This window comes from Pseudomonas graminis, from assembly GCF_900111735.1.
GTDB lineage: Bacteria > Pseudomonadota > Gammaproteobacteria > Pseudomonadales > Pseudomonadaceae > Aquipseudomonas > Aquipseudomonas graminis.
On the sequence record NZ_FOHW01000009.1, the window covers coordinates 93,080 to 117,474 of the forward strand.

Here is a 24,395-nt window from a genome sequence, read left to right on the forward strand (position 1 = left end):
GGTGGGCGCGATGTTCATTCAAGTGCCGCAGCCGCTGGCCTACGCAGAAGCGTTGCTGGAGCAATTCGCCCGGCTCGCGTGCGCCGCCGACGATGCTGCGCTGCTGGGCGGTCTCGTGCTTGGACTTGCCGAGTTGAGCGGGTGCGAGCTGACACAGCTTTATCTTCTGGACGCAGACCATACGCGTCTGGGGATGACCGCCGAGTGCCTTGAGGGGCGCTTGCAACCCCGTGAGGCACGAAGCCTGCCCGCCGATTACAAGGGTGAGCAACTGCTGCAGTTTGCGCTGTGTCAAAACCGCGTCGTGTGCCTCACCGATTTGCCCGGCAGCCTGCACGAAACCAGCTTCCTGCCGACCGGGGCGGTGCCTTGGCAGTCGCTGCTGTGCGTGCCCATCCTCAACGATCAAGAGAGGGTGGAGGGCCTGCTCGTCTGCGTGAGCAGTCGGTCTATCGAGCTGCAGGCTTTTGCCGACTCCCTTGGCCGGCTGGGCACGTTCGTGCTGCGTCAATTGCACCTGCTTCAGCGGTTGAGACGACGTGTCGATGATTCACAACCCATGCGCGTCAGCGTGCCAAGCATCAGCGCCTACGGATTGATCGGCAAAAGCGCGCCCATGCGCCAGACCTGTTCGATGATCAGTAAAGTCCTGCACAGTCCGTATACCGTGTTACTGCGCGGAGAGACGGGCACCGGCAAGGAAGTGGTGGCACGTGCCATCCACGACTATGGTCCGCGTCGCTCGCAGGCCTTTATCGTGCAGAACTGCGCGGCACTGCCTGAAAGCCTGTTGGAAAGCGAGTTGTTCGGCTATAGCAAGGGGGCGTTCACCGGCGCTTCGCGTAACCGCCCCGGGCTCTTCGACGCTGCAAACGGCGGCACCCTGTTGCTTGATGAAGTCGGCGACCTGCCGCTGCCGCTGCAGGCCAAGCTGCTGCGCGTGCTGCAGGAGGGCGAGATACGCCCGTTGGGCTCCAACGACACCCACAAGATAGACGTGCGCATCCTTGCCGCGACCCATAGGGATTTGTCGGTCATGGTCAGCGAAGGCACGTTTCGCGAGGACCTCTACTACCGCCTTTCGCAATTCCCCATCGAGCTGCCCGCCCTGCGCCAGCGCGGCGATGACATCGTCGATCTCGCCCGGCATTTCGCCGACAAGGCCTGCGCATTTCTGCAACGGGATGCACTGTGCTGGTCGGACGCGGCGCTCGACCATCTGTGCGGCTATGCCTTCCCCGGCAACGTTCGCGAGCTCAAGGGGCTGGTCGAACGTGCGGTTCTGCTGTGCGAAGGGGGCCAATTGCTTGCCGAGCATTTCACCCTTCGCGCGGAGGCTGCCCCCGATGATGTCCGCCTGAACCTGCGCGAACGCCTTGAACAGGTCGAACGCGGCTTGCTGCTCGATTGCCTGCGTAAAAACGAAGGCAATCAGAGCCTGTCCGCGCGTGAGCTTGGCCTGCCCAGGCGCACGCTGCTGTACCGCCTTGGCCGCCTCAATATCAATCTGGGTGAAGTCAATGCCTAGGCACGAATCACTGTTTCCCCACTCGCTTTCCATCGCGCCAACCGTCGGCGCCTTTTGCTCACCTCTGGAGACACTCTGATGTTTGCTCGTCACCGGCAAGCCATTCTGCTGACCCTCGCTCTTCTCTGTGGCCTGTCGGGTTGCAGCGGCAATTACACGTTCAACGACAAAACCTATCGCCCGCTGGGTGATCCCCAGGCGGCCAACCGCGGTAACTGACCCCAAGGAGCATCACGGTGGAACTGGTTTTCGAAATGCTGAGCGCCCGGCAGTTTGTGCCTGCGGAGCAGTGCCAAAAGACCTTCAGGCAGGCGGGCGGCGTGATCGGACGGGGCGCGGACTGCGACTGGGTTATTCCCGACCGCAATCGGCATGTGTCCCACCACCACATCACGATCAGCTACCGCGATGGCGGCTTTTATCTCACTGACACCAGCAGCAATGGCGTGCTGAGTGGGGAGAGCAGGGCGCGCCTGCCCAAGGGGCAGGCCGTTCCCATCGAGCATGGCAGTCTGTATGTGCTGGGCGATTTCGAGCTGCGTGCCCGGCTCACACGTGACCCGGCCTCCTTTGACGCTGACGTGGGTCGTACTTATGCGGCCGGCAGCATCATCCCGGACGACTCGTTTCTGGACCTCGACCCACTGAATGCCCTCGACCAGCAGGAACGCATCCATTCAGACATCGACGAACTGATTTCGCCAGGCGCCGCCATCAAGACCGGCCAACCGCGTACGGACTATGCCCGGGTGGATATGGATAGCCTGCGCGTGCCCGAGCTGGTCGACGATCCCTCGGCACAGCCAGCACCCGAGCCTGCGGCCAGTGAAGTGGAGCGCCAGCCCGATGATTTCTGGCACCGGTTTGCCGAGGCGCTGGGCATCGAACTGGACGAGCCTGATCAGGATGCCCGTGAGGCGCTGGCGCTCAATGCCGCTCGGTTGCTCAGGCAGTGCGTCGGCGGTCTCCAGCGAAACCTGCATTCGCGCAGCGAGCTGAAAAACGAGTTGCGCCTGTCCCAGACAACCGTGCAGGGGGCTCAGCGCAATCCGCTGAAGTCGGCGGTCGATGCTGGTGAGGCACTGTCGGCGTTGTTGCGACCGGGCAAACCCGGGCAACTATCCGCTGATCTGGCGGTAAACCGAGCCTTTCATGACGTGCAGGCGCATCAGGTGGCCTTGCTGGCGGCCAGTCGCGCAGCAATCCGCGCCACGCTTGAGCATTTTTCACCAGAGCAACTCACCCTGCGATTCGAGCGCGACAACCCGCCACTGCTCGCAACTTCCGGCAGTCGCTGGAGAGCCTATGGCCGCTATCACCAGGCGTTGCGCCAGGACAACGACTGGAGCGAGCGGTTGCTGGCGCGAGACTTCGCCCAGGCCTACGAAGAGCAAATTCGTCTGATTTCCACCCTCCATACATATCATCAGGGATGAAGCGCATGTTTCGCCGTTCAATAGTCTTTCCACACACGCTGACTGCATTGATTGCCGTGCTCATGCTTGCAGGTTGCTCGACGCTGTCGCCGTTTTCCCACTTGACCAAACTCAACCTCAGGCTCACGGCCAGTGATCAGCTGAATCCCGATCTGAACGGCCGGCCGTCACCGATCGTGGTCCGGCTGTACGAGCTCAAACACGCGGTGGCCTTCGAGAACGCTGATTTTTTCAGCCTGTATGAGCGGGCCAAAGAGTCTCTGGCACCGGATATGGTCGCCACCGAAGAGCTTGAGCTGCGCCCTGGCGAGACGGTCGACCTCAAGCTCAGCGTGCAGAAGGGCAGTCGCTATGTCGGCGTTGTGGCGGCGTACCGCGACCTGTCCCGAGCCTCGTGGCGCTCCACGCTCAATCTCGCGCCTCAAGCCGTTACCGAGATCGATCTGATCCTTGACGAGAGCGGCATTCGGCCTTCCCATGAAGTGCTGGCCGAGGCGGTTGACCGCCCATGAATACTCACAAAGTCATCTGGCAGGAGGGCATGCTGCTGCGTCCGCAGCACTTCCAGCACAACGACCGCTATTACGACCACCAGCTGAAAATCCGCACTCGGTTAATGGGCGGCTATTGTTGGGGATTCCTCACGCTGGAGATCGACCTGCAGTTTCTCAATATGGGCAAACTGGTGATCAGCCAGGCGTCGGGCATCCTCCCTGACGGCAGCGTGTTCGAGCTGGGTGGCACCACGGCGTCGCTGGCCCTCGACATACCACCCAATACGACCAGCACGCCTGTTTATCTGGCCCTGCCGTTGGTCACCGGCAATCACGTGGAGGCCCGGCGACCGGAGCAGTCCGATGTGCTGGCGCGTTACACCGCCTATGAAGCCCAAGTTGCCGACTCAAATGCAGGTGATGACGCGGCGTGTCAGGTCAGCTGCGGTCGTCCCGACTTCAGATTGCTGCTGGGCGAACAGCAGAGCGACCACGCGTACGTCAAGATGAAGATCTGCGATGTGCTCGACACCTCACCTGACGGAGTGATCAGCCTAGCCCCGGATTTCGTGCCGACCTACCTCCAGTCCCATACCTCCAGCTATCTGCTGTCGTGCCTGAAGGAAGTCATCAGCATGCTCAGTCACCGGGGCGACAGCATTGCCGAGCGCATCCGCTCCAGCGGCACGGTCGCTGGCGCGGAAGTGGGCGATTTCATGATGCTTCAGCTGATCAATCGTGCCGAACTGCTGCTGCGTCACTACCTGGGTCTGGAACACGTGCATCCGGAGGCACTCTACCGCGTGTTGCTGACCCTGCTGGGCGATCTGGCGACCTTCTCCAGCGACAGCAAGCGGCCGCGTCTGGACAGCCGCTATCGGCACAATGATCAAGGGGAAAGCTTTCGTACGCTGATGGAAGCGCTTCGGCAGATGCTGTCGATGGTGCTGGAGCAGCACGCTATCGAGCTGGTGCTCCAGCCGCGTCAATACGGCATCACCGTCTCGCCGCTGCACGATCGCACGCTGCTGGGTTCGGCCTCGTTTGTATTGGCGGCGAGTGCCAATTGCGACTCCGAGGAACTGCGCCATCGTCTGCCCGCGCATTTCAAGGTTGCACCGGTGGAGCGTATTCGCCAGTTGGTGAACCTGCACCTGCCCGGCATCAAGCTGACCCCGTTGCCGGTGGCGCCGCGACAAATTGCGTTTCATTCGAACAAAACCTACTTCGTCCTCGAACTCAGCTCCGAAGACCTGGCGCAGCTGGAGCGCTCCGGTGGTTTCGCGTTCCACGTGTCCGGCGAGTTCGCCGAGCTTGAGCTCAAGTTCTGGGCCATCAGGAACTGACCGCCATGATCAAGGATAACGATTACCGCCAGGACCACAAAACCGTGCTGGTCAGCCGCCAGGGTCATGGCCCCGCATCGACGCCGATCACGGACTCCACGCCGCCGCCGCGCTTCGAGCAACTGGAAGAACGCATGATCTACGCCGCGCACCTGCGCCCGGCGCAGACCTTCAATGTCGGCATGAACCCGCTTGTGGCCGCTGCATCGGAGCTATTGTCCGAGGTTGTACGGCTCAAGAGCGGTGACCTCCCGCAAGACATGAACGCGCTCCATGAGCATCTGACCCGCGTGATGAAATCCTTTGAGGCGCGCGCACTACACAACGGCGCCGAGAGCAGTCAGGTCGCGGGCGCCCGCTATGTGCTCTGCACGGCGCTGGATGAGGCCGTGGTCACAAGCGGCTGGGGCAATGAAAGCGAATGGTCGCAGATGAGCCTGCTGAGCAGGTTTCACCAGGAAACGTTCGGCGGCGAAAAGTTTTTCCAGCTGCTGGATCGACTCTCGAAAAACCCGGTGAAGCATCTGTCGATGCTGGAGCTGATGTACCTGTGCCTGTCGCTGGGTTTCGAGGGCCGCTACCGGGTGCAGACACGCGGCGTGCAGGAACTCGAGAACATTCGCGACGCGGTCTACCGACAAATTCGTCAGCTGCGTGGTGATGCGCCTCGCGAGCTGTCACCCCACTGGGAAGGCCTGAACAACCGGCGCCGCAGCCTGGTGCGCATCGTGCCCACCTGGATGGTGGTGAGCTTCACCCTGGTCTGCCTGATTGTGATGTATTCGGGCTTCGCCTGGGTGCTGGGCGAACACCGGAACGCCGTCCTGCAACCTTACCAGCCGTTTGATCAGCCTGCCGTTCACTCGCAATCGCAGCCGCAAGCGCAATCGCAGCCGCAGCCGCAGCCGCAGCCGTAAACAGAGACGTGTGATGAAAAACCTTTTCAAGAAAACCGGCGCGTTTTTGCGTCAGACGTGGGTGTGGACGCTGCTGCTGGTATTGCTCGTGGCGCTGATGGTCTGGTTCGTCGGGCCGGCCTTGGCGGTTGACGACCGAAAGTTCTGGGAGGGCTCAAGCTCTCGGCTGTTGACCATCAGTTCGCTGTTCCTGCTTTGGGGCCTTGCCATGGTCTATGTCAGCTGGCGTGCCGGAGAGCGCAAGAAGGCGGTCGAGGACAGCGAGGACGGTCAGGCGCGCATCCTGCGCGACGATCAGATGGACGAGGAGAAAGCTGAGCTGACGGCGCGTTTCAAGGACGCGATGAAAACACTGAAGACATCGAGTCTGTATCGCGGTCGCAGCGAGCACTGGCGCACCGAGCTGCCGTGGTACCTGCTGATCGGCCCCGAAGGCAGCGGCAAGACCAGCCTGCTGGACTTTTCAGGTCTCGAGTTTCCGCTCAACAAGGCCGGGCGCACACTCACCCGTGACCCTCGAGGCACGCGCCACTGTGACTGGTATTTTGCCAATAACGCCGTGCTCGTCGACACCGCTGGTCGTTACCTGACCCAGCCGAGCGCCGACATCGACCAAAGCGCCTGGTGCACGTTGCTTGACCTGCTGCGCAGGTATCGCCGCAACCGGCCTCTGAATGGTGTACTCGTCACACTCCCTGTCGACACTCTGCTCCACGGCAGCGACCTTGAGCTCGAAATCCTCGCCCGACAGGTGCGTACCCGTATGCAGGAGGTGCATCAGACGCTGCACGTCGAGGTGCCGGTCTACCTCGTGTTGAGCAAAGCCGACAGCCTTCCGGGCTTCGACGCATTTTTCGAGCAACTGACCCGTGAGGAAAGTGATCAGGTCCTCGGTACCACCTTCCGGGACGGGCAGAGCGGCATCGACGGCGACGTGCTGCGAGCCGAATTCGGCGAGCTGCTGGTTCGGCTCAACAGCCAGGTGATCACCCGCATGCACCAAGAGCGTGATACCTCGCGCCGTGGCGGCATTCTCGATTTTCCCCACCAGCTCAGTCGAATCGGCGAGCGTGTTTGCGTGTTTGTGGAGCTGGCGTTCACTGGCAATCGCTATCAGTCCGCCAGTCAATTGCGGGGCTTCTACCTCACCAGCGCGCCAGGTTTTGAACAGGACATCCACGGGGCCGCTGTCGGCCGGGCAATGAGTCCGGGAATGAGCACGGGCATGCTGCCGACATCGGGCGGCAGCCGATCGCGTTTCATCAATCACCTGCTCGGCAGGGTTATTTTCCCGGAAGCGGACCTTGCCGGTCTGGACATGCGCGAGCGCAGCCGTATTCATTGGGCCCAGCGCGCGCTCTATGCAGGCGCGCTGGCGTCACTCGCGCTGTTCGGCAGCCTCTGGGCAGTGAGCTTTTCCGGCAATTATGAGCGCCTCGACAGTGTGAGTGCCCTTGCTCGAACCTGGGCCGGGCAGCGGTCGGCGAAAACGGTACAGGATGACCTTGTCGCAGCGCTGAACGTGTTAGACACCCGCTATGCGGCGACCCGGGTTTTCCCGGACAAAGGGGAGGCCGGTTACCAGGCGCGTGGCGGGCTTTATCAAGGCGAAGCGGTCAACCCGGTCGTCGAGAGCGCTTACGAGCGTGAGCTGGAACGGCTGCTCCTGCCCCAGGTGGCACTGATGCTGGAAGGGCAAATTGCCGCCAATCTTGAGAGTCGCGAGGGCCTGCTCAAAAGCCTGAGGGCCTATTTGATGCTGGGCCTGAAAGACCGGCGTGATGCGGCGTGGCTCAAGGAGCAGGTCGCTGCTGCCTGGTCCGAGCTGTACCCCGGCAATGCCGCCGCGCAAGACGGGCTGAACAGTCACTTCGAACGGTTGCTGCAGCTGCCCTTCGTCCATGCGCTCAATGATCAGCGCGTGGCGCAGGCACGACAGGTGCTGCGCGGTGAGTCCCTGGCGAACGTCGTTTACCGGATGCTGCGCGAGCAGGCGGAGAACTTGCCGGATTACAGTTTCGACCAGCACCTCGGGCCGCAGGCGGTGCTGTTCGTCGGCGCCGATTATGTGATTCCGGGGTTCTATACCCGACAGGGATACGAGCAGTACTTCTCGGTTCACGGCTCCCGGGTGGTAACCGACATCCTGCGGGACAATTGGGTGCTGGGCGAGGGCGCCGGCCTCAGCGACATGGACATGCGGCGTCTGATGGTGGAACTGGAACAGCTGTATTTTCGCGATTACGCCGATTACTGGGGCGAAGCGGTCAGCGCGGTCGAGCTTCCCGGGCCCTACGATTTCGCCGACAGTGCCGAGCAACTGGCTGGCCTGACCTCGGCCCATTCGCCGGTGATCAACCTGCTCAGGGAAGTTCGCGAGAACACACGCTTCACGCCGGTTGCCGAGGCACTGACAAACGCCGTCGATGCCGCTGCGCAGTTGGCGGACAAGGGTGGCAAAGCCGGCAAACTGGCGATCGCCGCGTCCAGTAAAGCCTCTGAGGCGTTGAGTGCATCCGTCCCGGATACGGCGCGCAAGTCACTGCAAACCCGGTTTGATCCGCTGCACCGGATGCTCGACGACAAGGACGGCCCGGCTGCCGATCTGCTGCCCGTTCTGACAGCGCTCAACGAACTGCAGATGCAAATGGCCAGTTTGGGCAGGGCCAGCTCGCCGGAGCAGGCTGCGTTCGACATGGCCAAATCACGCATGGGCGGTCAGCGCGATGCGCTGGCCGGTTTGCGTGGGGCATCCAGTCGCCTGCCGCGTCCGGTGGGCACGTGGTTCAACACCCTGGCCGAGGACTCCTGGCGGCTGGTGCTTCGCGACGCCTATCAACACGTGAACCAGCACTACCAGAGCGAGGTGTACAGCTTCTACGCGAAGGCGATCAGCAAGCGATATCCATTCAACGCTGACAGTGCCAGCGATGTTGCACTCGGTGATTTTCGCGAGTTCTTCAAGGTTCAGGGCGTTGCAGACCGCTTCTTCGACGGATTTCTGCGGCCGTTCGTGAGTGCCGAGAAGGGCAGTTACCGTCTGCGCAGTATCGATGGGCAAAGTCTGCCGATCTCCCGGGCGTATCTCGATCAGATGAACGCTGCCAGGGTCATCCGACAGGGCTTCTTCGCGGACAACCCGGCCGAGCCTCAGGTGCAGTTCAAGCTTGAGCCCCATACCCTCGATTCGTCTGTCAGCCGTTCCGAATTCAAGCTGGGTGACAAGAGCCTCGAGTATCGCCACGGCCCGATCGTCCCGGTGTCATTCCGTTGGCCGACCGACGATCAGGCCGGTCGAACCAGTCTGGTGCTCGACAGAATGGTTGGCCGCCCATTGGGTATCGAAGAAAGCTCGGGGCCGTGGTCGCTGTTCCGTTTGCTGGATTCGATGCAGCGCGATGACTTGAGTGGTCGCGACGTGCTGGTGCTTAAGGCCGACGTGGGTGGACTTCGTGCCAGCTACCTGTTGACGAGCCAGCGCTCGCCGAACCCGTTCGACATGACCGTGCTGCGCAGCTTCCGCATGCCGGCGCAACTGTGATGCCGCTCGCCGGCCATTGGCGCAGCGCTGCGCGAACCCATGCCGGCAAGGTTCGAGAGCGTAACGAAGATGCGTATCTGGAGTGTCCGGAGCAGGGGCTGTGGGTGGTCGCCGATGGCATGGGCGGCCACCAGGGAGGCGATATCGCCAGCCAGATGATCGTCGCCAGTCTGGCAGAGCTGCCGGTGCAGGAACACTTCGATGACAGGCTTATCGGCATACGACAGTGCCTGCACTGGCTGAACCGGCGGCTGGGTCAGGAGCTGACCGTGAATGCAGGCCGGCAGGACAACATCATCGGCAGCACCGTGGTCGCGCTTCTCGTGGAGGAAGACCGGGCAGCCTGTGTATGGGCGGGGGACAGCCGCTGCTATTTGTGGCGCGGCCAGCGGCTGTACCAGCTGTCCCGGGACCACTCGCTGCAACAGCAGATGATCGACGAACGACAGATGAATGCTCGACAAGCCCGGGCCCACCCTGGCGGGCATGCCCTGACCCGAGCGGTGGGCGCTGCCGAGCAACTGACGCTGGAGGTGCTGGAGTTCGAGGTGTTTCCGGGCGATGCGCTCTTGCTGTGCAGCGACGGTTTGTATCAGGGCTTGAGCAGCGATGCATTGAGCCGCGCATTGAGTCTCGGTCTGCCGGCAATGGCACTCAAGCGCCTGTTCGATGACGCGCTGCGTGGTCCCGCCCGAGACAACCTGACGGCTGTGGTGATTCGCCGATGACCGATCCTCTGCAAACAGATGCCGACGGACAGGCGCTCGTTGCTCCCCCCGGCGATGACCCGCCCGGCGATCTCACCTGTTACGCCTTCGCTCAGTCGAAAAATCGTGAACCCGCTCGCCTGGCGGCCCGATCGGCCCTCAGCACAATGCCCGACGTTCTGGCAGGCCGTTACTGCATTGAGCGACTGCTTGGCGCCGGCGGCATGGGAGCCGTCTACCGCGCCCGCGATTTGCTGGCTGAGCAGTACGGCGATCCCGATCCGTATGTCGCGCTCAAAGTCCTCAACCAAGACTTCGCCGAATCGCCGGACGCCAGCGCCGTGCTCTACAGCGAGTTCTGCCTGACCCGTTACCTGCGGCATGACAACGTGCTGCGCGTGCACGGATTTCACGTCGACACCGCTTGCGCGCGCGCTTTCATCACCATGGAGCTGATGCGAGGTCTGACGCTGGACAAACTGCTTTGCGAGCGGCCCTTGGGTCTGCCGTGGAAAGAACTGCGACACATCGTGCTGCCGCTGCTGGACGCCTTGGCTTACGCCCATGCCTGCGGCGTTGTCCACGGGGATATGAAACCGAGCAACGTCATGCTCAGTGAGAAAGGCGTGCGCCTGTTCGACTTCGGCCTTGGCAGGGCCGAGGAGGGCGTGCTGCCCGGCCTGCCGCACCTGAGCCGCGAGCGTTTCAATGCCTGGACACCGGGTTACGCCGCACCTGAACTGCTTGAACATCACTCGCTCTCCGCACGCACTGACATCTACGCCGTGGCGTGTGTGATCTACGAGCTTGCGAGCGGCAAACATCCCTTTCGCCACCTGCCTTCGATCCAGGCCCGGGATGAACATCTCGACGTCGGCTTGCAGGCGCCAGCCCGTCTACCGAAACGTTGCTGGCCTGCCTTGCGAACCGCTCTTGCATTTGACGCCAGCGCACGCGCGATAACGGCCGGGCAAGTGCGTGATGCTTTCACCCTTCCTTCGTCCTGGCCGTGGGGCAGGAGGAACCGCCCGTCCTGGTGACGGCCATCACGGGCGCGGTGCGAGATCCAACGCCTTCGCGGTTAAAGTCGATAACGATGACAGTGTTCTGACGAAACATCGCCAAGAATGCCGAAACAGAGCCATTCCCGCAAAAAAGATGTATTTATTTTCATCTGCAATTGGCACCGGCTGATCCCCCGGCCCCGGTGCCCCTCAGGCGATACAACCGGGCACGTTGTCGCACCCGAGCCAACGTCGTGCGGTTGAGCTTAATCGTTTCATCTGTCATAAAAGGCTGGCTACGGGCTCGAAAATCTAGAAAAAACATAGATTAATGGGTCGACGATAGCTGCTTTCACGTCCGACCCCCGCGCGCTACCCATCAAGCCAGTTTTGCTCGCTGCCCGAAGCGGAAATCTGTGCCACCCCTCTGCCTTTCAACCTCATCGAGGCCATTCATTCGGCGCGACCAAACGCCGTGCATCAAAAAGGACCGGAAAATTGAGCGATCAATCCACTCCGAACACTCCACTCTCACGATTCTGCGACAAAGTGGGTATTCCCTATCCCATGTTCTGGGGCTTTGTCGGCCTGTTGATCTTCATGATCGGCGATGGCGTAGAACTCGGTTACCTCTCGCCCTTCCTCAGTGATCGCGGCATGCCCGATGACGAAATCGCCATGATCTTCACCACCTACGGCATCACGGTCGGTATTTCATCGTGGCTCGCCGGTGCGCTTTCCAACCTCTGGGGCCCGAAACGGGTGATGTTCCTGGGACTGATCATCTGGAGCGTCTTTGAAGTGCTCTTCCTGATCTACGGTCTGCAGGAATTGAGCTACTCGATGATTCTGCTGACCTATGGTCTGCGCGGATTCGGTTATCCGCTGTTCGCCTACGGCTTCCTGGTCTGGATCGCCGCTTCTACCCCGTCCCGCAAAATGGGCATGGCCGTGGGCTGGTTCTGGGTGGCTTACGCTGCAGGCCTGCCGATGCTCGGCTCTCTGGTGGCGAGCGCCGCGATCCCGCTGATTGGGGCGCTGCAGACCTTCTGGTTGTCCTTTGCGCTGGTGGTCATCGGCGGTGCGATTGGCTTGATCGGGATGCGCGAAGCCCACGGCATGCGTCGACTCGCCCCCGAGGGTGAGCGGCCGATGGTGTCGATGGCCAAGAACATCACCATCATGTGGACGCGTCCGAAAGTGTCACTGGCCGCCCTTGTCCGGGTGATCAACACCTCGTCGATGTTCGGTTTTCTGGTGGTCATGCCCGGGTTCTTCATGCACACCGTGGGCTTCACCCTGGAAGAGTGGCTACGCCTGCTGACCATCGTCTTTGTGTTCAACATCATCGGCAATCTCAGCTCCAGCGTGATCAGCACAAAGATCGGCTACCGCAATACGATCCTGTGGTTTGGCGCAGTGGGCAGCACGATCAGCACCCCGTTGTTCTTCTTCATGCCACAAGCGTTTCCCCACGACTTCCTGATCGCTTCGATCTTCGGTGCGTTCTATGGTCTGACGCTGGCGTGTTTTGTGCCGCTGTCGGCGCTTGCACCTGCGTTGGCGCCTAATAACAAGGCCGCTGCGTTGTCGGTGCTGAGCCTGGGTGCAGGTGCGTCGACATGGGTAGGCCCGGCGGTGGTCGCGATTTTCAATGAGAGTTACGGCATTGAAGGCGTGGTCTGGGCATTCTGCGGCTTATACGCGCTGAGCGCCGTGATGACCGCATTCCTGAAAGATCCGGAGCCCGTGCATGACCCGATCCTGATCAAGATCAAGCGTCGAATCAAAGTGTTCGCGCCGCGTCTGGATTATCGGTGGGCCCATGCCGAGGACCCGAACAAAGAGGCGAGCTGATTGCGGTGGGTCTGCGGCGTGTCAGTCATGAAATCGACTGTCGCGCCGCGCACCCATTCACCCGGACACGCCTGATTGAATGATCAATCGACGACTGCCGGCGGCTGTTCCTTGCCCGGCCCGTCATTGATTAACACCATGCTCTGCGGTGCAGACAGCGCGATGCCCATTTCACGCAGGCGCCCGAGCACGGTGAACAACAGGTCGCTGCGCGCACCGCCCACCGAGCGCGGGCTGTTCACGTAACCGCTGGCGCTGATGATCAGACCCGTGTTGGTCAGGTCTTTGAAGGTCACCGACGGGGCCGGTGTATCGAGTATGGCTTCATGCTCGGTGAAGGCCTGCAACAGCAGCTCGCGGATCTGCAAGACATCCGTTTCCAGCGGCAGCGTGAGGGAAATCCCCACAACGCCAAGTGCGTTGCCCATGGTCACGTTGCGCACGTTCTGGGTAATGAACTGTGAGTTCGGCACGATCACCGTGGAGCGGTCGGACATCTGGATTTCGGTGGCGCGCACGTTGATCCGGCGGATATCGCCCTCGACCCCCGCCAGGCTCACCCAGTCTCCCACCTTGACGGGGCGCTCGGTCAGCAGAATCAGGCCCGAGATGAAGTTCTGCACGATCGCTTGCAGACCAAAACCGATCCCCACCGACAGGGCACTCACCACCCAGGTCAGGTTCGTCAGGCTGATATGCAGGGTGGACATCACCACCGCAATCACCAGCACAAACCCGATGTAGCCGATCAGCGTCACCAGGGAGGCCTGCATGCCGGCGTCCATGTTGGTTTCCGGCAGCAGGCGTTCGCCGAACCAGTCCTTGAGCACGCGCACGCCAAACAGCCCGGCGACCAGGCAGCCCAGTGCCATGAGGATGTCACTCGGGACAATGTTCAGGGCGCCCAGGGATTTGTCGGTGACTTCCATGCGGGTGAAGCTTTCGAGCAACTCACCCGGGCTTGAGCCCGATGGCAGGAAGGCCAGCAGGACCGCGGCCAGCAGCAGCAGGCTGCGGCCAACGCCCGCCAGAATGGTGCTTGCCTGGGCTTGATGGCGCGGGGACAGGCCGAGTGCCGAACCCAGCGCCATGCCACCAGGTTGTTTGGGCGACAGAAGGGTTTCGCAGACGTCGCCGAAGAACGCCACCAGCAGGTAGGCAGTCGACGCTACCACGCTCATCCATAGCAGCTTGACCGCGAGGAAGTACGCGAGGGTCAGGTAGCCGCTCACTAACGCCAGCAGGCTCAGCCCGACCCAGACCGCGACGACAAAGGGAATCAACCCGGCGAGGCCGCCCGGACGTTCGATTGCACAGCGGCGGCGAGTCCGGCGGTAGCGCACCAGGCCGAAGAAAAACACCAGCGATACAGCCAGCGCCGTCAGGCCGTTGACCGCTACGGTCAGCGCCAGGCTGCTGGCGATCACGCTGTTAATGCGCTCCTGGGTGCCGATGATCATCAGCGCCAGGGCCAGCACCGCCGGGAAGCGGCCCATGGCCGTGGCGATTTCGTCTGGAATATTGGGCAGGCGCCACGACGGATGCGGCAGCATCAACAGCGCCCGCCCCAGGCCGACAATGAAGGCGCAGAAAGTGATCAGCGTTTGCAACTGGTCGAGCAGGTTGACCACGTCGTTGCTGAGTACCGCATTGCTGACAATGCCCCAACGCAGCAGGGAGGTGGCGGCGGTGATGGTGACCACCGTCGACAGTCCGACGGCCAGTGCCAGGGCGCTGCGACGCAGGCGGCCTTCGGGCAACCAGCGGACCATCAGGCGGATCAGCAGGCTTTCCAGCAGGCGGCGCACCACCACCCAGATCAGCAGCGCGCCAATCACGACGCTGGCAAACAGCAGGCGATTGCCGGGCGCCAGGGCGCTGGTGAATACGCTGCGGACGTCGTCCAGCAAACCGTTCATGCGCCTCAGGTCGTCATCGGTCGGGCGGATCAGGGACGACCAGAACGCCGAACTGAGGGGGCTTGCCGTGCGGGTGCTGATCTGTGAGTCGAAAAGGCTGCGGCGGAGGCTGAAGATCTGAGTCGCCAGGTCTCGCGCCGACTGACTCAAGGTATTGGTCTGCCGCTCGTCGCTGACCAGCGCGTTTTTCTGGGCGGTCAATGCCTTGCGCTGGCTGGTCAGGGTAGGTGCTTCGTCCGGTTGCACCGGGCCAAGGATGTTCAGCTGGTCGTTCAGGTGCTCGATGTCGACCGCCTGTTTGGCGATCAGGTCGTCGGCTTGCTTCTGCACCTGCAGCGCGGCCTGGCGCAGGCTGGAGAGCAAGTCGTCATTGGCGCTCACGGTGACTTTTTGTCGGATCTGGTCGAGCTGCTCGCTCAGGTCATCCAGGCTCGGCGCCTCGGCTTCGGGCGTCGCATTAGCCTGACTGGCGGGCTGTTGTGCTGCTGGTGGCGCGACCTGCGCCGCCGCGGCCTGTGCGAAAGCGGGCACGGCGACGCACAGCAACAGCGCGAGCAGCCCAGCGTAGAAACGGTTCAACGTAGCGTGTTGCATTGGGGGTCCTTTGGGGCGTTAACCGGTTTTGCGATCTGATCGTCTGGCGCAGTTGTCGAACGGCAGGCAGGGGGCTCGACCATTCATGCGCGCGGGGGCGGATCATAGCAAGTATTGGGTCAGGACAACTCTCAAGGGATGTAGCGGGTCACTGGATGCACGTGCTGCATTCAGTGGGACCGGCTTCAGCCGGGAAGGGGCCAGTCTGGGCACCATCGAATGTGCAGTGTGGCGATCGACGCCCAGATTTGCGGCGTAGCGCCTGACGCCTTCCCGGCTAAAGCCGGTCCCACAATGAGGTTCCAGCGCCAATCTCACTGGATGCATGCGCTGCATTTAGTGGGACCAGCTTCAGCCGGGAAGAGGCCAGTCTGGGCACCGTCGAATGTGCAGTGTGGCGATCGACGCCCAGATTTGCGGCGTAGCGCCTGACGCCTTCCCGGCTAAAGCCGGTCCCACAATGAGGTTCCAGCGCCAATCTCACTGGATGTACCCACCAGGTTTAGTGGGACCGGCTTCAGCCGGGAAGAGGCCGGAGAGAGTGTCCTCAACCTCCGGGCTGATCTCAGATTCAAATATCCGAAACGCTCACCCAGCGCATCTCTTTCGCCGCGATGCGAATCGCGGTGGCGAGCCGCTCGACTTCCATCGCTTCGGCAAAGTCCGTCCCGTTCGAGCCGTGCCCGCCCAGCGCCTGAATCAGCTCATACACTTCCAGGGTCTTCAGTTCGTTGTACCCCAACTGATGCCCCGGCGCCGAGCAGAAAGACGCATAGCCAGGCTGCGCAGGCCCTGCCAGGATCCGCTGAAACCCGTCACGACCCGCCGCGCCGGCCCGGTACAGGCGCAGCTCGTTCAAGCGTTCCTGATCAAACGACAAGGTGCCTTCGGTGCCACCAATCTCAAAGCTGAGATGATTCTTGTAACCGTGCTTGAGCCAACTGCTGCCGAACGTACCCCGCGCGCCGTTGGCGAAGCGCAGCAGTGCGTAAGTCTGGTCATCGATGCTGATCGGCCGATGCTCCTCACTGCCGAGCGTCGCCGGGCGCTGCGGGTGCACCGTTTGCGAGTCAGCGCACACCGCGTCGATATCGCCGAGCAGGTACCGCGCCATCGCCAGCAAATGGCTGCCCAGGTCCGCCAGGGCGCCGCCGGCATGGGACTCCTCGCAGCGCCAGGACCACGGCGACAGCCCATCGCCCATGAAGTCCTCGCTGAACTCTCCCTGAAAGCTGACGATCCGACCCAGCTCGCCGCTTTCGATCATCTGCTTGACCAACCCGATGATCGGGTTGTGCTGGTAGTTGTAGCCCACCCTTGTCACCACGCCGGCCTTGCGCGCTGCCGCCTGCATCTCCCGCGCCTGTCCAAGACTCACCGCCAGTGGCTTCTCGCAATACACCGCCTTGCCCGCCTCAAGGGCGGCCATGGCCATGGGGAAATGCAGCTGGTTCGGCGTGGTGATCGCCACCAGACTGACTGCCGGATCGCTGATCAACCGTTGCCAGTCGCCATGGCTGCGCTCGAACCCCCAACTGGCGGCGCACTGTTCCGCGCGCGCAGCGTCCGCATCGGCCAGCGCGACAAGCGTGAGGTTGAAGGGAAGGTCGAACGTCGTCCGTGCGTTGTGGAACGCCAGGGCATGAGCCCGGCCCATGAAGCCCGTGCCAATCAGGCCGACGCCCAGTCCTGGAAGAGATTTTCCGCGCATGACAGCGTGTCCTTTAAGACGTGTTGTTGTGCGGAAAATGTAGGCGGTTGGGGGCGCCTGATGGAATCTTTATTCCATCAGGAACACCTCAGTTTCACCTCAGCGGCGTGGGTTTACCTCCACGACTCAGGACAGGAACCCGCCGTCCACATTCAAGGCCACGCCGGTCGTGTAGCTGGACGCTTCGCTGGCCAGGTACAGCACCGCCCCCGCCATTTCGCTCGGCGCCGCCACCCGCTTCAGGGGAATCTGCGCCAGGGCGGTGTTCAGGATCTTCTCGTTGCTTACCAGCGCCGAGGCGAATTTGGTGTCGGTCAGACCGGGGAGCAGGGCGTTGCAGCGGATGCCGAACTGCGCGCACTCCTTGGCGAAGACCTTGGTCATGTTGATCACCGCCGCTTTGGTCACCGAATAGATGCCCTGATAGACGCCCGGCGAGACGCCATTGATCGACGCGACGTTGATGATGCTGCCGCCGCCGTGTTCGCGCATCAGCTTGCCGGCTTCCACCGACATGAAGAAGTAGCCGCGAATGTTGACGTCGACGGTCTTCTGGAACGCGCCGAGGTCGGTGTCCAGCACGTTGCAGAACTGCGGGTTGGTCGCCGCGTTGTTCACCAGAATGTCCAACCGACCGAACTGCTCGCGGATCTGCGCGAAGACCGCCGTGATCTGTTCCATTTCACCAATGTGGCAGGCGATGGCGGTGGCTTGGCCGCCCTCGGCGATGATCGCGTCGGCCACCTGCTTGCAGCCGTCGATCCGGCGGCTCGAGACGATCACATGGGCGCCTTGCTGGGCCAGCAATTTTGCGATCGCCTCGCCGATGCCGCGGCTGGCGCCCGAGACGAAAGCGATCTTGCCATCGAGGTCGAACAGTTGGGTCTTGGACATGTTGTTTTCCTTGTCGTGTCGCATTCAGAGGCTGGAACGCTCAACCACTTGCAGGGCCATGCGCTCCAGCAGGGCGTTCATGTGAATGAACTGAGCGAAGCGCTTGTCCTGGGTCTGTCCGTGGAAGAAGCGGTAGTAGATTTGCTGGACGATACCGGCCAGCCGGAACAGACCGTAGGTGTAATAAAAGTCGAAGTTGTCGATGGGAATGCCCGAGCGCTCGGCGTAGTACGCCACGAACTCTTTGCGGGTGAGCATGCCCGGTGCATGGCTGGGCTGGCGCCGCATCAGCTGCACAGGCGCCGGGTCGTCCGCCTGAATCCAGTACGCCAGGCTGTTGCCCAGGTCCATCAGCGGATCCCCCAGGGTGGTGAGCTCCCAGTCCAGCACGCCGATGATCTGCATCGGGTTGTCCGCGTCGAGGATCACGTTGTCGAAGCGGTAATCGTTGTGCACCAGGCTTGAGACGGGGTGGTCCGCGGGCTTTTTCTCGTCCAGCCAGCGCGCGACCTTTTCCCAGCTTGGGGCATCGGCGGTGCGCGCTTTCTCGTAACGCTCGGTCCAGCCGCGAATCTGCCGTTCAACGTAACCCTGGGGCTTGCCCAGATCGCCGAGGCCACAGGCGGTGTAATCCACCTGATGCAGTTCCACCAGCCGATCGATAAAGCTCTTGCACAGGGTTTCGGTCTGCGCCGCATTGAGGTTCAGCTCGGCGGGCAATTCCGAACGCAGGATAATGCCCTTGACCCGCTCCATGACATAAAACTCGGCGCCGATCACTTCTTCGTCAGTGCAGTGCAGGTACGCCTTGGGGCAGTAAGGAAAGGCATCGCGCAGCTGATTGAGAATGCGGAATTCGCGGCCCATGTCGTGAGCGCTTTTCGCCTTGTGACCAAACGGCGGGCGGCGCAGAACGAATTCCTGTTCGGGGTATTTCAGCAGGTAGGTCAGGTTCGACGCGCCACCGGGAAACTGGCTGATCTGTGCGCTGCCGCTCAGGCCGGGGATATGGGCTTTCAGGTAGGGGTCGATCAACGCAGCGTCGAGTTCTTCGCCGGATCGAACCTGGGTGGACTGGTCAGTGAGCACCATGGGTATCCCTGCAGATTATTTTGGTAGGACAGGATCATTGGCTAATCTAATGCGCCCCGACCGCTACGAACAAGGGCTATTGGCGTGGGTGTTACGGGGCAATCAGCATCCCTGATTCACGGCTGCGGCCGCTGCCCTCACATCGCCCGGACGAAAAAAAACCGAAGCCGGGCAGCTTCGGTTTTTCGGCATGGGCGCTTTCCTGCGTAGGAGCGCGCTTGCCCGCGATTGCGGTCCATCAGCGACACAAGCTGCCACCGACAAACCCCGCAGACCGGGCCAATGCCTGCACGAGCGTCCTCAGGAAGGAAACAGCTCGCTCAGTTTCATCGCCAGCATCATGTCGCCTTCGGCGCGCAGTTTGCCGCCCATGAACGCCTGCATGCCGTCGGTCTCGCCGCTGACGATGCCTTCCAGGGTCTCGCCGTCCATCACCAGCGTGACTTGGGCGTCCGGGTTTTCGCCTTCCTGCAATTCGCAGGTACTGTCCTTGACGATCAGGGAGAAGTTCTTGGTTTCGTCGATGCGGAAACCGAACACCAGGTCCAGGCCTGCAGCGGCGGCCGGGTTGAACTTGGCTTTCATGGCTTGGACAGCGTTTTCTACGGAGCTCATGGTGTGATCCTTTTATATGAGTGATGACGAGCACTTTGCGGGTGCGATTGGCCGGGCTCAGCGGTAGGTGATGAGCTCCGGCGCCTTCAGCAGTTGCAGGTGCGCGTAACTGTTGAAGGAAGCCAGGGACACCTCGCGCTCACGGAACTTCAAGTGGTTGAGCGAGGTGTTGACGATGTGCCAGTTGAGTTCGAAGGCCTGGGTGGCCGGCATTTGCGTGATCAGGTGGAGCAGGGCGGTGATAGTGCCGCCGGAGGTGAACACGGCGATGCGATCGCTTGGCCCGGCGCTGTCGAGTATCCCGCTCAGGCCGGCCTCTACCTGCTCGACGAAGGCCTGCCAGCTCTGCAGCGCGGCGGCGTCGTGATCGCCCGCCAGCCAGCGACGGATGATCGCGGCAAACAGGCGCTGGAACTCGGCGCGGTTGTTGGCGGCATCACGCATGACCTCGAAGGCCTGGGGCTCTTCATCCAGCATCGCGGGGAGCAGCGCGCGGATCACGCCTTCTGCATTGAATTCGTTGAAGGCGATGTCGGTTTCCAGTTCGGGTGTGGCGAGGCCAGCGGCATTGAGCTGGGCGATCACGGTTTCGGCCGTGTGGCGCTGGCGAAACAGTGCGCCGCTGATGCAGCGGTCGAAGGTAAGACCCTGCTGTGCGAGGTGCGCGCCGAGGATTTCCGACTGACGAAAACCGGTGGGCGACAAGACGTCGTAATCGTCCGCACCAAACGAGGCCTGGCCATGTCGTATGAGATAGATGCTGCCCACGACCGCTTCACCCTGGCTCGTTGAAAGTGCTGGGAGGTTATGAGGACGGCCCGCGGTCTGTCAATGAAAAAACATACGCTCGTTTGAATTGGCCGATCTGTCCCGTGATCACCCGTCTCGTCGCTGGCCCGGCAACCGGCGCGCCGGTATGCTTGGCCCCATTCGCGATCCTCTGCCGAGGGTCTGCTGTACAGGTAAGGAGTTTCTGTGGAGTTCATTTTCGATTACGCCAGCTTCCTGGCAAAAACCGTCACCATCGTGATCGCGATCATTGTGGTGCTGGTGGTCGTTGGCTCGATGCGCGGTCGTGGGCGCCGCGGCGCAGGCGGTCAGTTGCACGTCACCAAGCTCAATGACTTCTACAAAGGGCTGCGTGATCGCCTCGAAGGCTCGCTGCTGGACAAGGCCCGGCTCAAGGCGCTGCGCAAATCCCAGGCCAAGGAACTGAAGAAGGACAAGAAGTCCACCGAGGTCAAGCCGCGTGTCTACGTGCTGGACTTCGACGGCGACATCAAGGCATCGGCCACCGAGAACATGCGCAATGAGATCACCGCGCTGCTGACCCTCGCTACCCCCAAGGATGAAGTGGTGCTGCGCCTCGAAAGCGGCGGCGGCATGGTGCACAGCTACGGTCTGGCGTCCTCGCAACTGGCGCGGATTCGGCAGGCGGGCATTCCGCTGACCATCTGCATCGACAAGGTCGCGGCCAGCGGCGGCTACATGATGGCGTGCATCGGTACCCGGATCATCAGTGCACCGTTCGCAATCCTGGGATCCATCGGCGTGGTGGCCCAGCTGCCCAACGTCAATCGCCTGCTGAAGAAGCACGACATTGACTTCGAAGTGCTGACCGCCGGCGAGTACAAGCGCACGCTGACGGTGTTTGGCGAGAACACCGAGAAGGGCCGTGAGAAATTCCAGGAGGATCTGGACATCACCCACGAGCTGTTCAAGAACTTCGTCGCCAGCTACCGACCGCAGCTGCAGATCGACGAAGTCGCCACCGGCGAGATCTGGCTGGGCATCGCGGCCAAGGACAAGCAACTGGTGGATGAGCTGAAGACCAGCGATGAATACCTGTCGGAGAAAGCCAAGACCGCCGAGGTGTTCCATCTGCATTACGCCGAACGCAAAAGCCTGCAGCAGCGCGTCGGTATCGCCGCGAGCACGTCGGTAGACCACTTGGTGACCGGGTGGTGGGGCAAGCTGACGCAGCAGCGGTTTTGGTAGGTGAGCTGATGTGCATGAGTCTGTAGGAGCGTGGCTTGTCCCGCGATCGGTTGCGCAGCAGCCGCAATGGCCGCAGTTTTTTGCAAAACTGACACACCGTTGACCTGATCTACTGCCGCTTCGCGGCAGATCGCGGGACAAGCCACGCTCCTACATGAACCGTTCACCCTCTCAATTAAAAAGCCCCGGCTTCTCACGAAGCCGGGGCTTTTTGTTCAGCATCTTTTAACATGGAGTCAGCAGCAGCGACTCAACGGCGACGAAACAGCGGCAGCGGCTCGTCGGTGGCCGCCTGATAGGTTACCGAGAAGTCTCTCAGACCTTCCAGCGCCTCGTACGGGTCCTTGTCGGCACGAATCGCGAACGCATCGAATCCGCAGCGGTGCAGGTAGAACAGCTGATCGCGCAACACGTCGCCAATCGCCCGCAGCTCGCCCTTGTAACCGTAACGGTCACGCAGCAGACGCGCGTTGGAGTAGCTGCGGCCGTCGGTGAACGCCGGGAAGTTCAGGGCGATGACCTGGAACTGATCCGCGTCGTCACCGATTTCCTCGGCTTCTTCGTCGCTGTCCAGCCAGACGCCCAGGCCGCCGTCGCGTGCCTTCAATGCATGGGCATGCTCGCGCCACAGGTTCAGCGGCACGATCAGGTCGTCGCAGTTGGACAGGCTGTCGAACGTCGTGTCCTTGGGCAGCAGGTGCCAGGTCTCGTCGATGACCGCGTTGTTCTTAATGATTCGCTGCATAGACGCGCTCCTTGAAAGGGTCGATGCCAATACGCTGGTAGGTGTCGATGAAGCGCTCGTCTTCGTTGCGTTTCTCAACGTAGACGTTGATCAGCTTCTCGATCACGTCCGGCATGACGTCCTGTGCGAACGACGGACCAAGGATCTTGCCCAGGCTGGCGTCACGGCTGGCGCTGCCACCCAGGGACACCTGGTAGAACTCTTCCCCTTTCTTGTCCACGCCGAGAATGCCGATGTGGCCAACGTGGTGGTGGCCGCAGGCGTTCATGCAACCGGAGATGTTCAGGTCCAGCTCGCCGATGTCGAACAGGTAATCGAGATCGTCGAAACGGCGCTGGATCGATTCGGCAATCGGGATCGACTTGGCGTTGGCCAGCGAGCAGAAGTCGCCACCCGGGCAGCAGATGATGTCCGTCAGCAGGCCAATGTTCGGCGTCGCGAAGCCTTGCTCGCGCAGTTCGCCCCACATCGCGAACAGTTGGCTCTGCTCGACGTCGGCCAGAATCACGTTCTGCTCGTGGGAGGTGCGCAGCTGACCGAAGCTGTATGTGTCGGCGAGGTCGGCGATGCCGTCCAGTTGCTTGTCGGTGAGATCCCCGGGCGCAACGCCGGTGGGTTTCAGCGACAGCGTTACCGCGGCGTAGCCCGGCTTTTTGTGGGCCAGGACGTTGCGCGAGCGCCAGCGGGCGAAACCCGGATGCTGTTGATCCAGCTGAGCCAGTTCGGCGCTGTAATCGGTCAGCGCCTTGTAGTCCGGGTCGACGAAGTGCTTGGCGACGCGATGCACTTCGGCCTCGGTCAGCGTGGTCTGGCCGCCGCGCAGGTGCGCCATTTCGGCCTCGACCTTCTCGGCGAACACTTCAGGCGTCAGCGCCTTGACCAGAATCTTGATGCGCGCCTTGTACTTGTTGTCGCGACGGCCGTAGCGGTTGTACACCCGCAGGATCGCGTCGAGGTAGCTCAACAGGTCCTGCCACGGCAGAAACTCATTGATGAACGCGCCAACTACCGGCGTGCGGCCAAGACCACCGCCGACCAGCACGCGGAAGCCCAGCTCACCAGCTGCATTCTTCACCGGCTCCAGGCCGATGTCGTGGACTTCGATGGCGGCGCGGTCGGACGTCGAGCCATTGATCGCGATCTTGAACTTGCGCGGCAGGTAGGCGAATTCCGGGTGGAACGTCGTCCACTGGCGGACGATTTCACACCAGGGGCGCGGGTCTACCAGTTCATCGGCAGCGACGCCGGCGAACTGGTCCGTGGTGACGTTGCGCAGGCAGTTGCCGCTGGTCTGGATCGCGTGCATCTGCACGGTGGCCAGCTCGGCGAGAATGTCGGGGATGTCTTCGAGTGCCGGCCAGTTGAACTGCACGTTCTGGCGGGTACTGATGTGCGCGTAGCCCTTGTCGTAATCGCGGGCGATCTTCGCCAGCATGCGGGCCTGGCGCGAAGTCAGCTGGCCGTAGGGCACAGCGACGCGCAGCATCGGGGCGAAGCGTTGGATGTAGAGGCCGTTTTGCAGGCGAAGCGGGCGGAACTCTTCTTCGCTGAGCTCGCCGGCCAGATAGCGGCGGGTCTGGTCGCGGAACTGCTTGACGCGGTCCTCGACGATCCGCTGATCGTACTCGTCGTATACGTACATGGTGGTCCTGTTCTCAGGCGGTTCACTGCTGCTGGGCCAGCCGGAAAGGCGATGCATTGTCGTCTGCTTTCGGGCTACCGAACAAATCTGCGCGCACGGCCGCGCACTCCTTGCGGAGCCGGGGGAGGTTACCAGTTTGCAGATATGCGCAAAAGTGATGTTTGAGTATATGCACAGAACCAAAAGTACTAAGCAGTACGTCGGCCTGGCATAACCTCACTTGTGATAAGGGGATGGTTCGACTTTACTCTGGTGATGGCTGACGGCGCCTGTCGTTGGTCCGTGAGTTTTGCGATCACCCATAAAACAGACAAAAGGCGATGCAATGCGTAATCACCCGAAAGTTGCCAAATCC

19 protein-coding genes are annotated in these 24,395 nt (G+C 61.8%); 11 read left to right on the top strand and 8 right to left on the bottom strand.

The features are described 5' to 3' along the window. The first annotated feature begins 10 nt into the window (after positions 1 to 10). From BMY98_RS09295 to BMY98_RS09340, 10 genes are all read left to right on the top strand, one after another. Positions 11 to 1,528 carry a sigma-54 interaction domain-containing protein gene (locus BMY98_RS09295; RefSeq protein ID WP_074887758.1) on the top strand — a complete coding sequence of 506 codons (1,518 nt, stop codon included), beginning with the start codon at positions 11 to 13 and terminating at the stop codon, positions 1,526 to 1,528. 78 nt (positions 1,529 to 1,606) lie between these two features. Next, complete coding sequence (locus BMY98_RS09300) at positions 1,607 to 1,747, top strand: type VI secretion protein (protein ID WP_074887762.1); 141 nt, start codon at positions 1,607 to 1,609, stop codon at positions 1,745 to 1,747. A gap of 17 nt (positions 1,748 to 1,764) precedes the next feature. After that, the gene (gene tagH / locus BMY98_RS09305; RefSeq protein WP_074887765.1) at positions 1,765 to 2,964 is read left to right on the top strand and encodes a type VI secretion system-associated FHA domain protein TagH; all 1,200 of its coding nucleotides are present in this window, start codon (positions 1,765 to 1,767) and stop codon (positions 2,962 to 2,964) included. 5 nt (positions 2,965 to 2,969) lie between these two features. Beyond that, positions 2,970 to 3,476 (top strand): type VI secretion system lipoprotein TssJ, encoded by a 507-nt coding sequence (gene tssJ, locus BMY98_RS09310; RefSeq protein ID WP_074887768.1) that lies wholly within the window; start codon positions 2,970 to 2,972, stop codon positions 3,474 to 3,476. Next, complete coding sequence (gene tssK, locus BMY98_RS09315; RefSeq protein ID WP_074887771.1) at positions 3,473 to 4,804, top strand: type VI secretion system baseplate subunit TssK; 1,332 nt, start codon at positions 3,473 to 3,475, stop codon at positions 4,802 to 4,804. Before tssJ ends, tssK begins: the two co-directional genes overlap by 4 nt. Before the next feature lie 5 nt (positions 4,805 to 4,809). Beyond that, positions 4,810 to 5,721, top strand: coding sequence for a type IVB secretion system protein IcmH/DotU (icmH, locus tag BMY98_RS09320; protein WP_074887774.1), 912 nt, complete (start codon positions 4,810 to 4,812; stop codon positions 5,719 to 5,721). A gap of 13 nt (positions 5,722 to 5,734) precedes the next feature. Further along, complete coding sequence (gene tssM, locus BMY98_RS09325) at positions 5,735 to 9,262, top strand: type VI secretion system membrane subunit TssM (RefSeq protein WP_074887935.1); 3,528 nt, start codon at positions 5,735 to 5,737, stop codon at positions 9,260 to 9,262. Next, the gene (locus tag BMY98_RS09330; protein WP_074887777.1) at positions 9,262 to 9,990 is read left to right on the top strand and encodes a PP2C family protein-serine/threonine phosphatase; all 729 of its coding nucleotides are present in this window, start codon (positions 9,262 to 9,264) and stop codon (positions 9,988 to 9,990) included. Before tssM ends, BMY98_RS09330 begins: the two co-directional genes overlap by 1 nt. Next, a complete protein-coding gene (locus tag BMY98_RS09335; protein ID WP_074887780.1) occupies positions 9,987 to 11,009 on the top strand; it encodes a serine/threonine-protein kinase in 1,023 nt (340 codons plus the stop codon). Before BMY98_RS09330 ends, BMY98_RS09335 begins: the two co-directional genes overlap by 4 nt. Before the next feature lie 462 nt (positions 11,010 to 11,471). Continuing rightward, on the top strand, positions 11,472 to 12,830 hold the full coding sequence (locus tag BMY98_RS09340) for an MFS transporter (protein WP_108122404.1): 1,359 nt from the start codon (positions 11,472 to 11,474) through the stop codon (positions 12,828 to 12,830). An 83-nt stretch (positions 12,831 to 12,913) separates the two neighbouring features. On the opposite strand, the gene BMY98_RS09345 is transcribed toward BMY98_RS09340, so the two are convergent. The 6 genes from BMY98_RS09345 to BMY98_RS09370 form a co-directional block, all read right to left on the bottom strand. Further along, positions 12,914 to 15,343, bottom strand: a complete 2,430-nt coding sequence (locus BMY98_RS09345) for a DUF3772 domain-containing protein (protein WP_074887785.1) — start codon at positions 15,341 to 15,343, stop codon at positions 12,914 to 12,916. 571 nt (positions 15,344 to 15,914) lie between these two features. Further along, positions 15,915 to 17,054, bottom strand: a complete 1,140-nt coding sequence (locus tag BMY98_RS09350) for a Gfo/Idh/MocA family protein (protein ID WP_074887788.1) — start codon at positions 17,052 to 17,054, stop codon at positions 15,915 to 15,917. Between the two features lie 126 nt (positions 17,055 to 17,180). Further along, positions 17,181 to 17,948, bottom strand: a complete 768-nt coding sequence (locus BMY98_RS09355; RefSeq protein WP_074887791.1) for an SDR family oxidoreductase — start codon at positions 17,946 to 17,948, stop codon at positions 17,181 to 17,183. A gap of 24 nt (positions 17,949 to 17,972) precedes the next feature. Further along, positions 17,973 to 19,040 carry a phosphotransferase family protein gene (locus BMY98_RS09360; RefSeq protein WP_074887793.1) on the bottom strand — a complete coding sequence of 356 codons (1,068 nt, stop codon included), beginning with the start codon at positions 19,038 to 19,040 and terminating at the stop codon, positions 17,973 to 17,975. Between the two features lie 300 nt (positions 19,041 to 19,340). Continuing rightward, a complete protein-coding gene (locus BMY98_RS09365; protein WP_074887795.1) occupies positions 19,341 to 19,655 on the bottom strand; it encodes an SCP2 sterol-binding domain-containing protein in 315 nt (104 codons plus the stop codon). A gap of 57 nt (positions 19,656 to 19,712) precedes the next feature. Further along, positions 19,713 to 20,423 carry a histidine phosphatase family protein gene (locus BMY98_RS09370; RefSeq protein WP_074887798.1) on the bottom strand — a complete coding sequence of 237 codons (711 nt, stop codon included), beginning with the start codon at positions 20,421 to 20,423 and terminating at the stop codon, positions 19,713 to 19,715. Positions 20,424 to 20,630: 207 nt separating this feature from the next. Between BMY98_RS09370 and sohB the strand changes: the two genes are divergently transcribed. Continuing rightward, positions 20,631 to 21,653, top strand: a complete 1,023-nt coding sequence (gene sohB / locus BMY98_RS09375; protein ID WP_074887800.1) for a protease SohB — start codon at positions 20,631 to 20,633, stop codon at positions 21,651 to 21,653. 250 nt (positions 21,654 to 21,903) lie between these two features. Here the strand turns inward: sohB and BMY98_RS09380 are convergent, their stop codons facing one another. Both BMY98_RS09380 and BMY98_RS09385 read right to left on the bottom strand, forming a co-directional pair. After that, positions 21,904 to 22,398: a DUF934 domain-containing protein gene (locus BMY98_RS09380; protein ID WP_074887803.1), complete on the bottom strand. Its 495-nt coding sequence runs from the start codon at positions 22,396 to 22,398 to the stop codon at positions 21,904 to 21,906. Continuing rightward, positions 22,382 to 24,040 carry a nitrite/sulfite reductase gene (locus BMY98_RS09385; protein ID WP_074887937.1) on the bottom strand — a complete coding sequence of 553 codons (1,659 nt, stop codon included), beginning with the start codon at positions 24,038 to 24,040 and terminating at the stop codon, positions 22,382 to 22,384. Before BMY98_RS09385 ends, BMY98_RS09380 begins: the two co-directional genes overlap by 17 nt. Between the last annotated feature and the right edge of the window lie 355 nt (positions 24,041 to 24,395).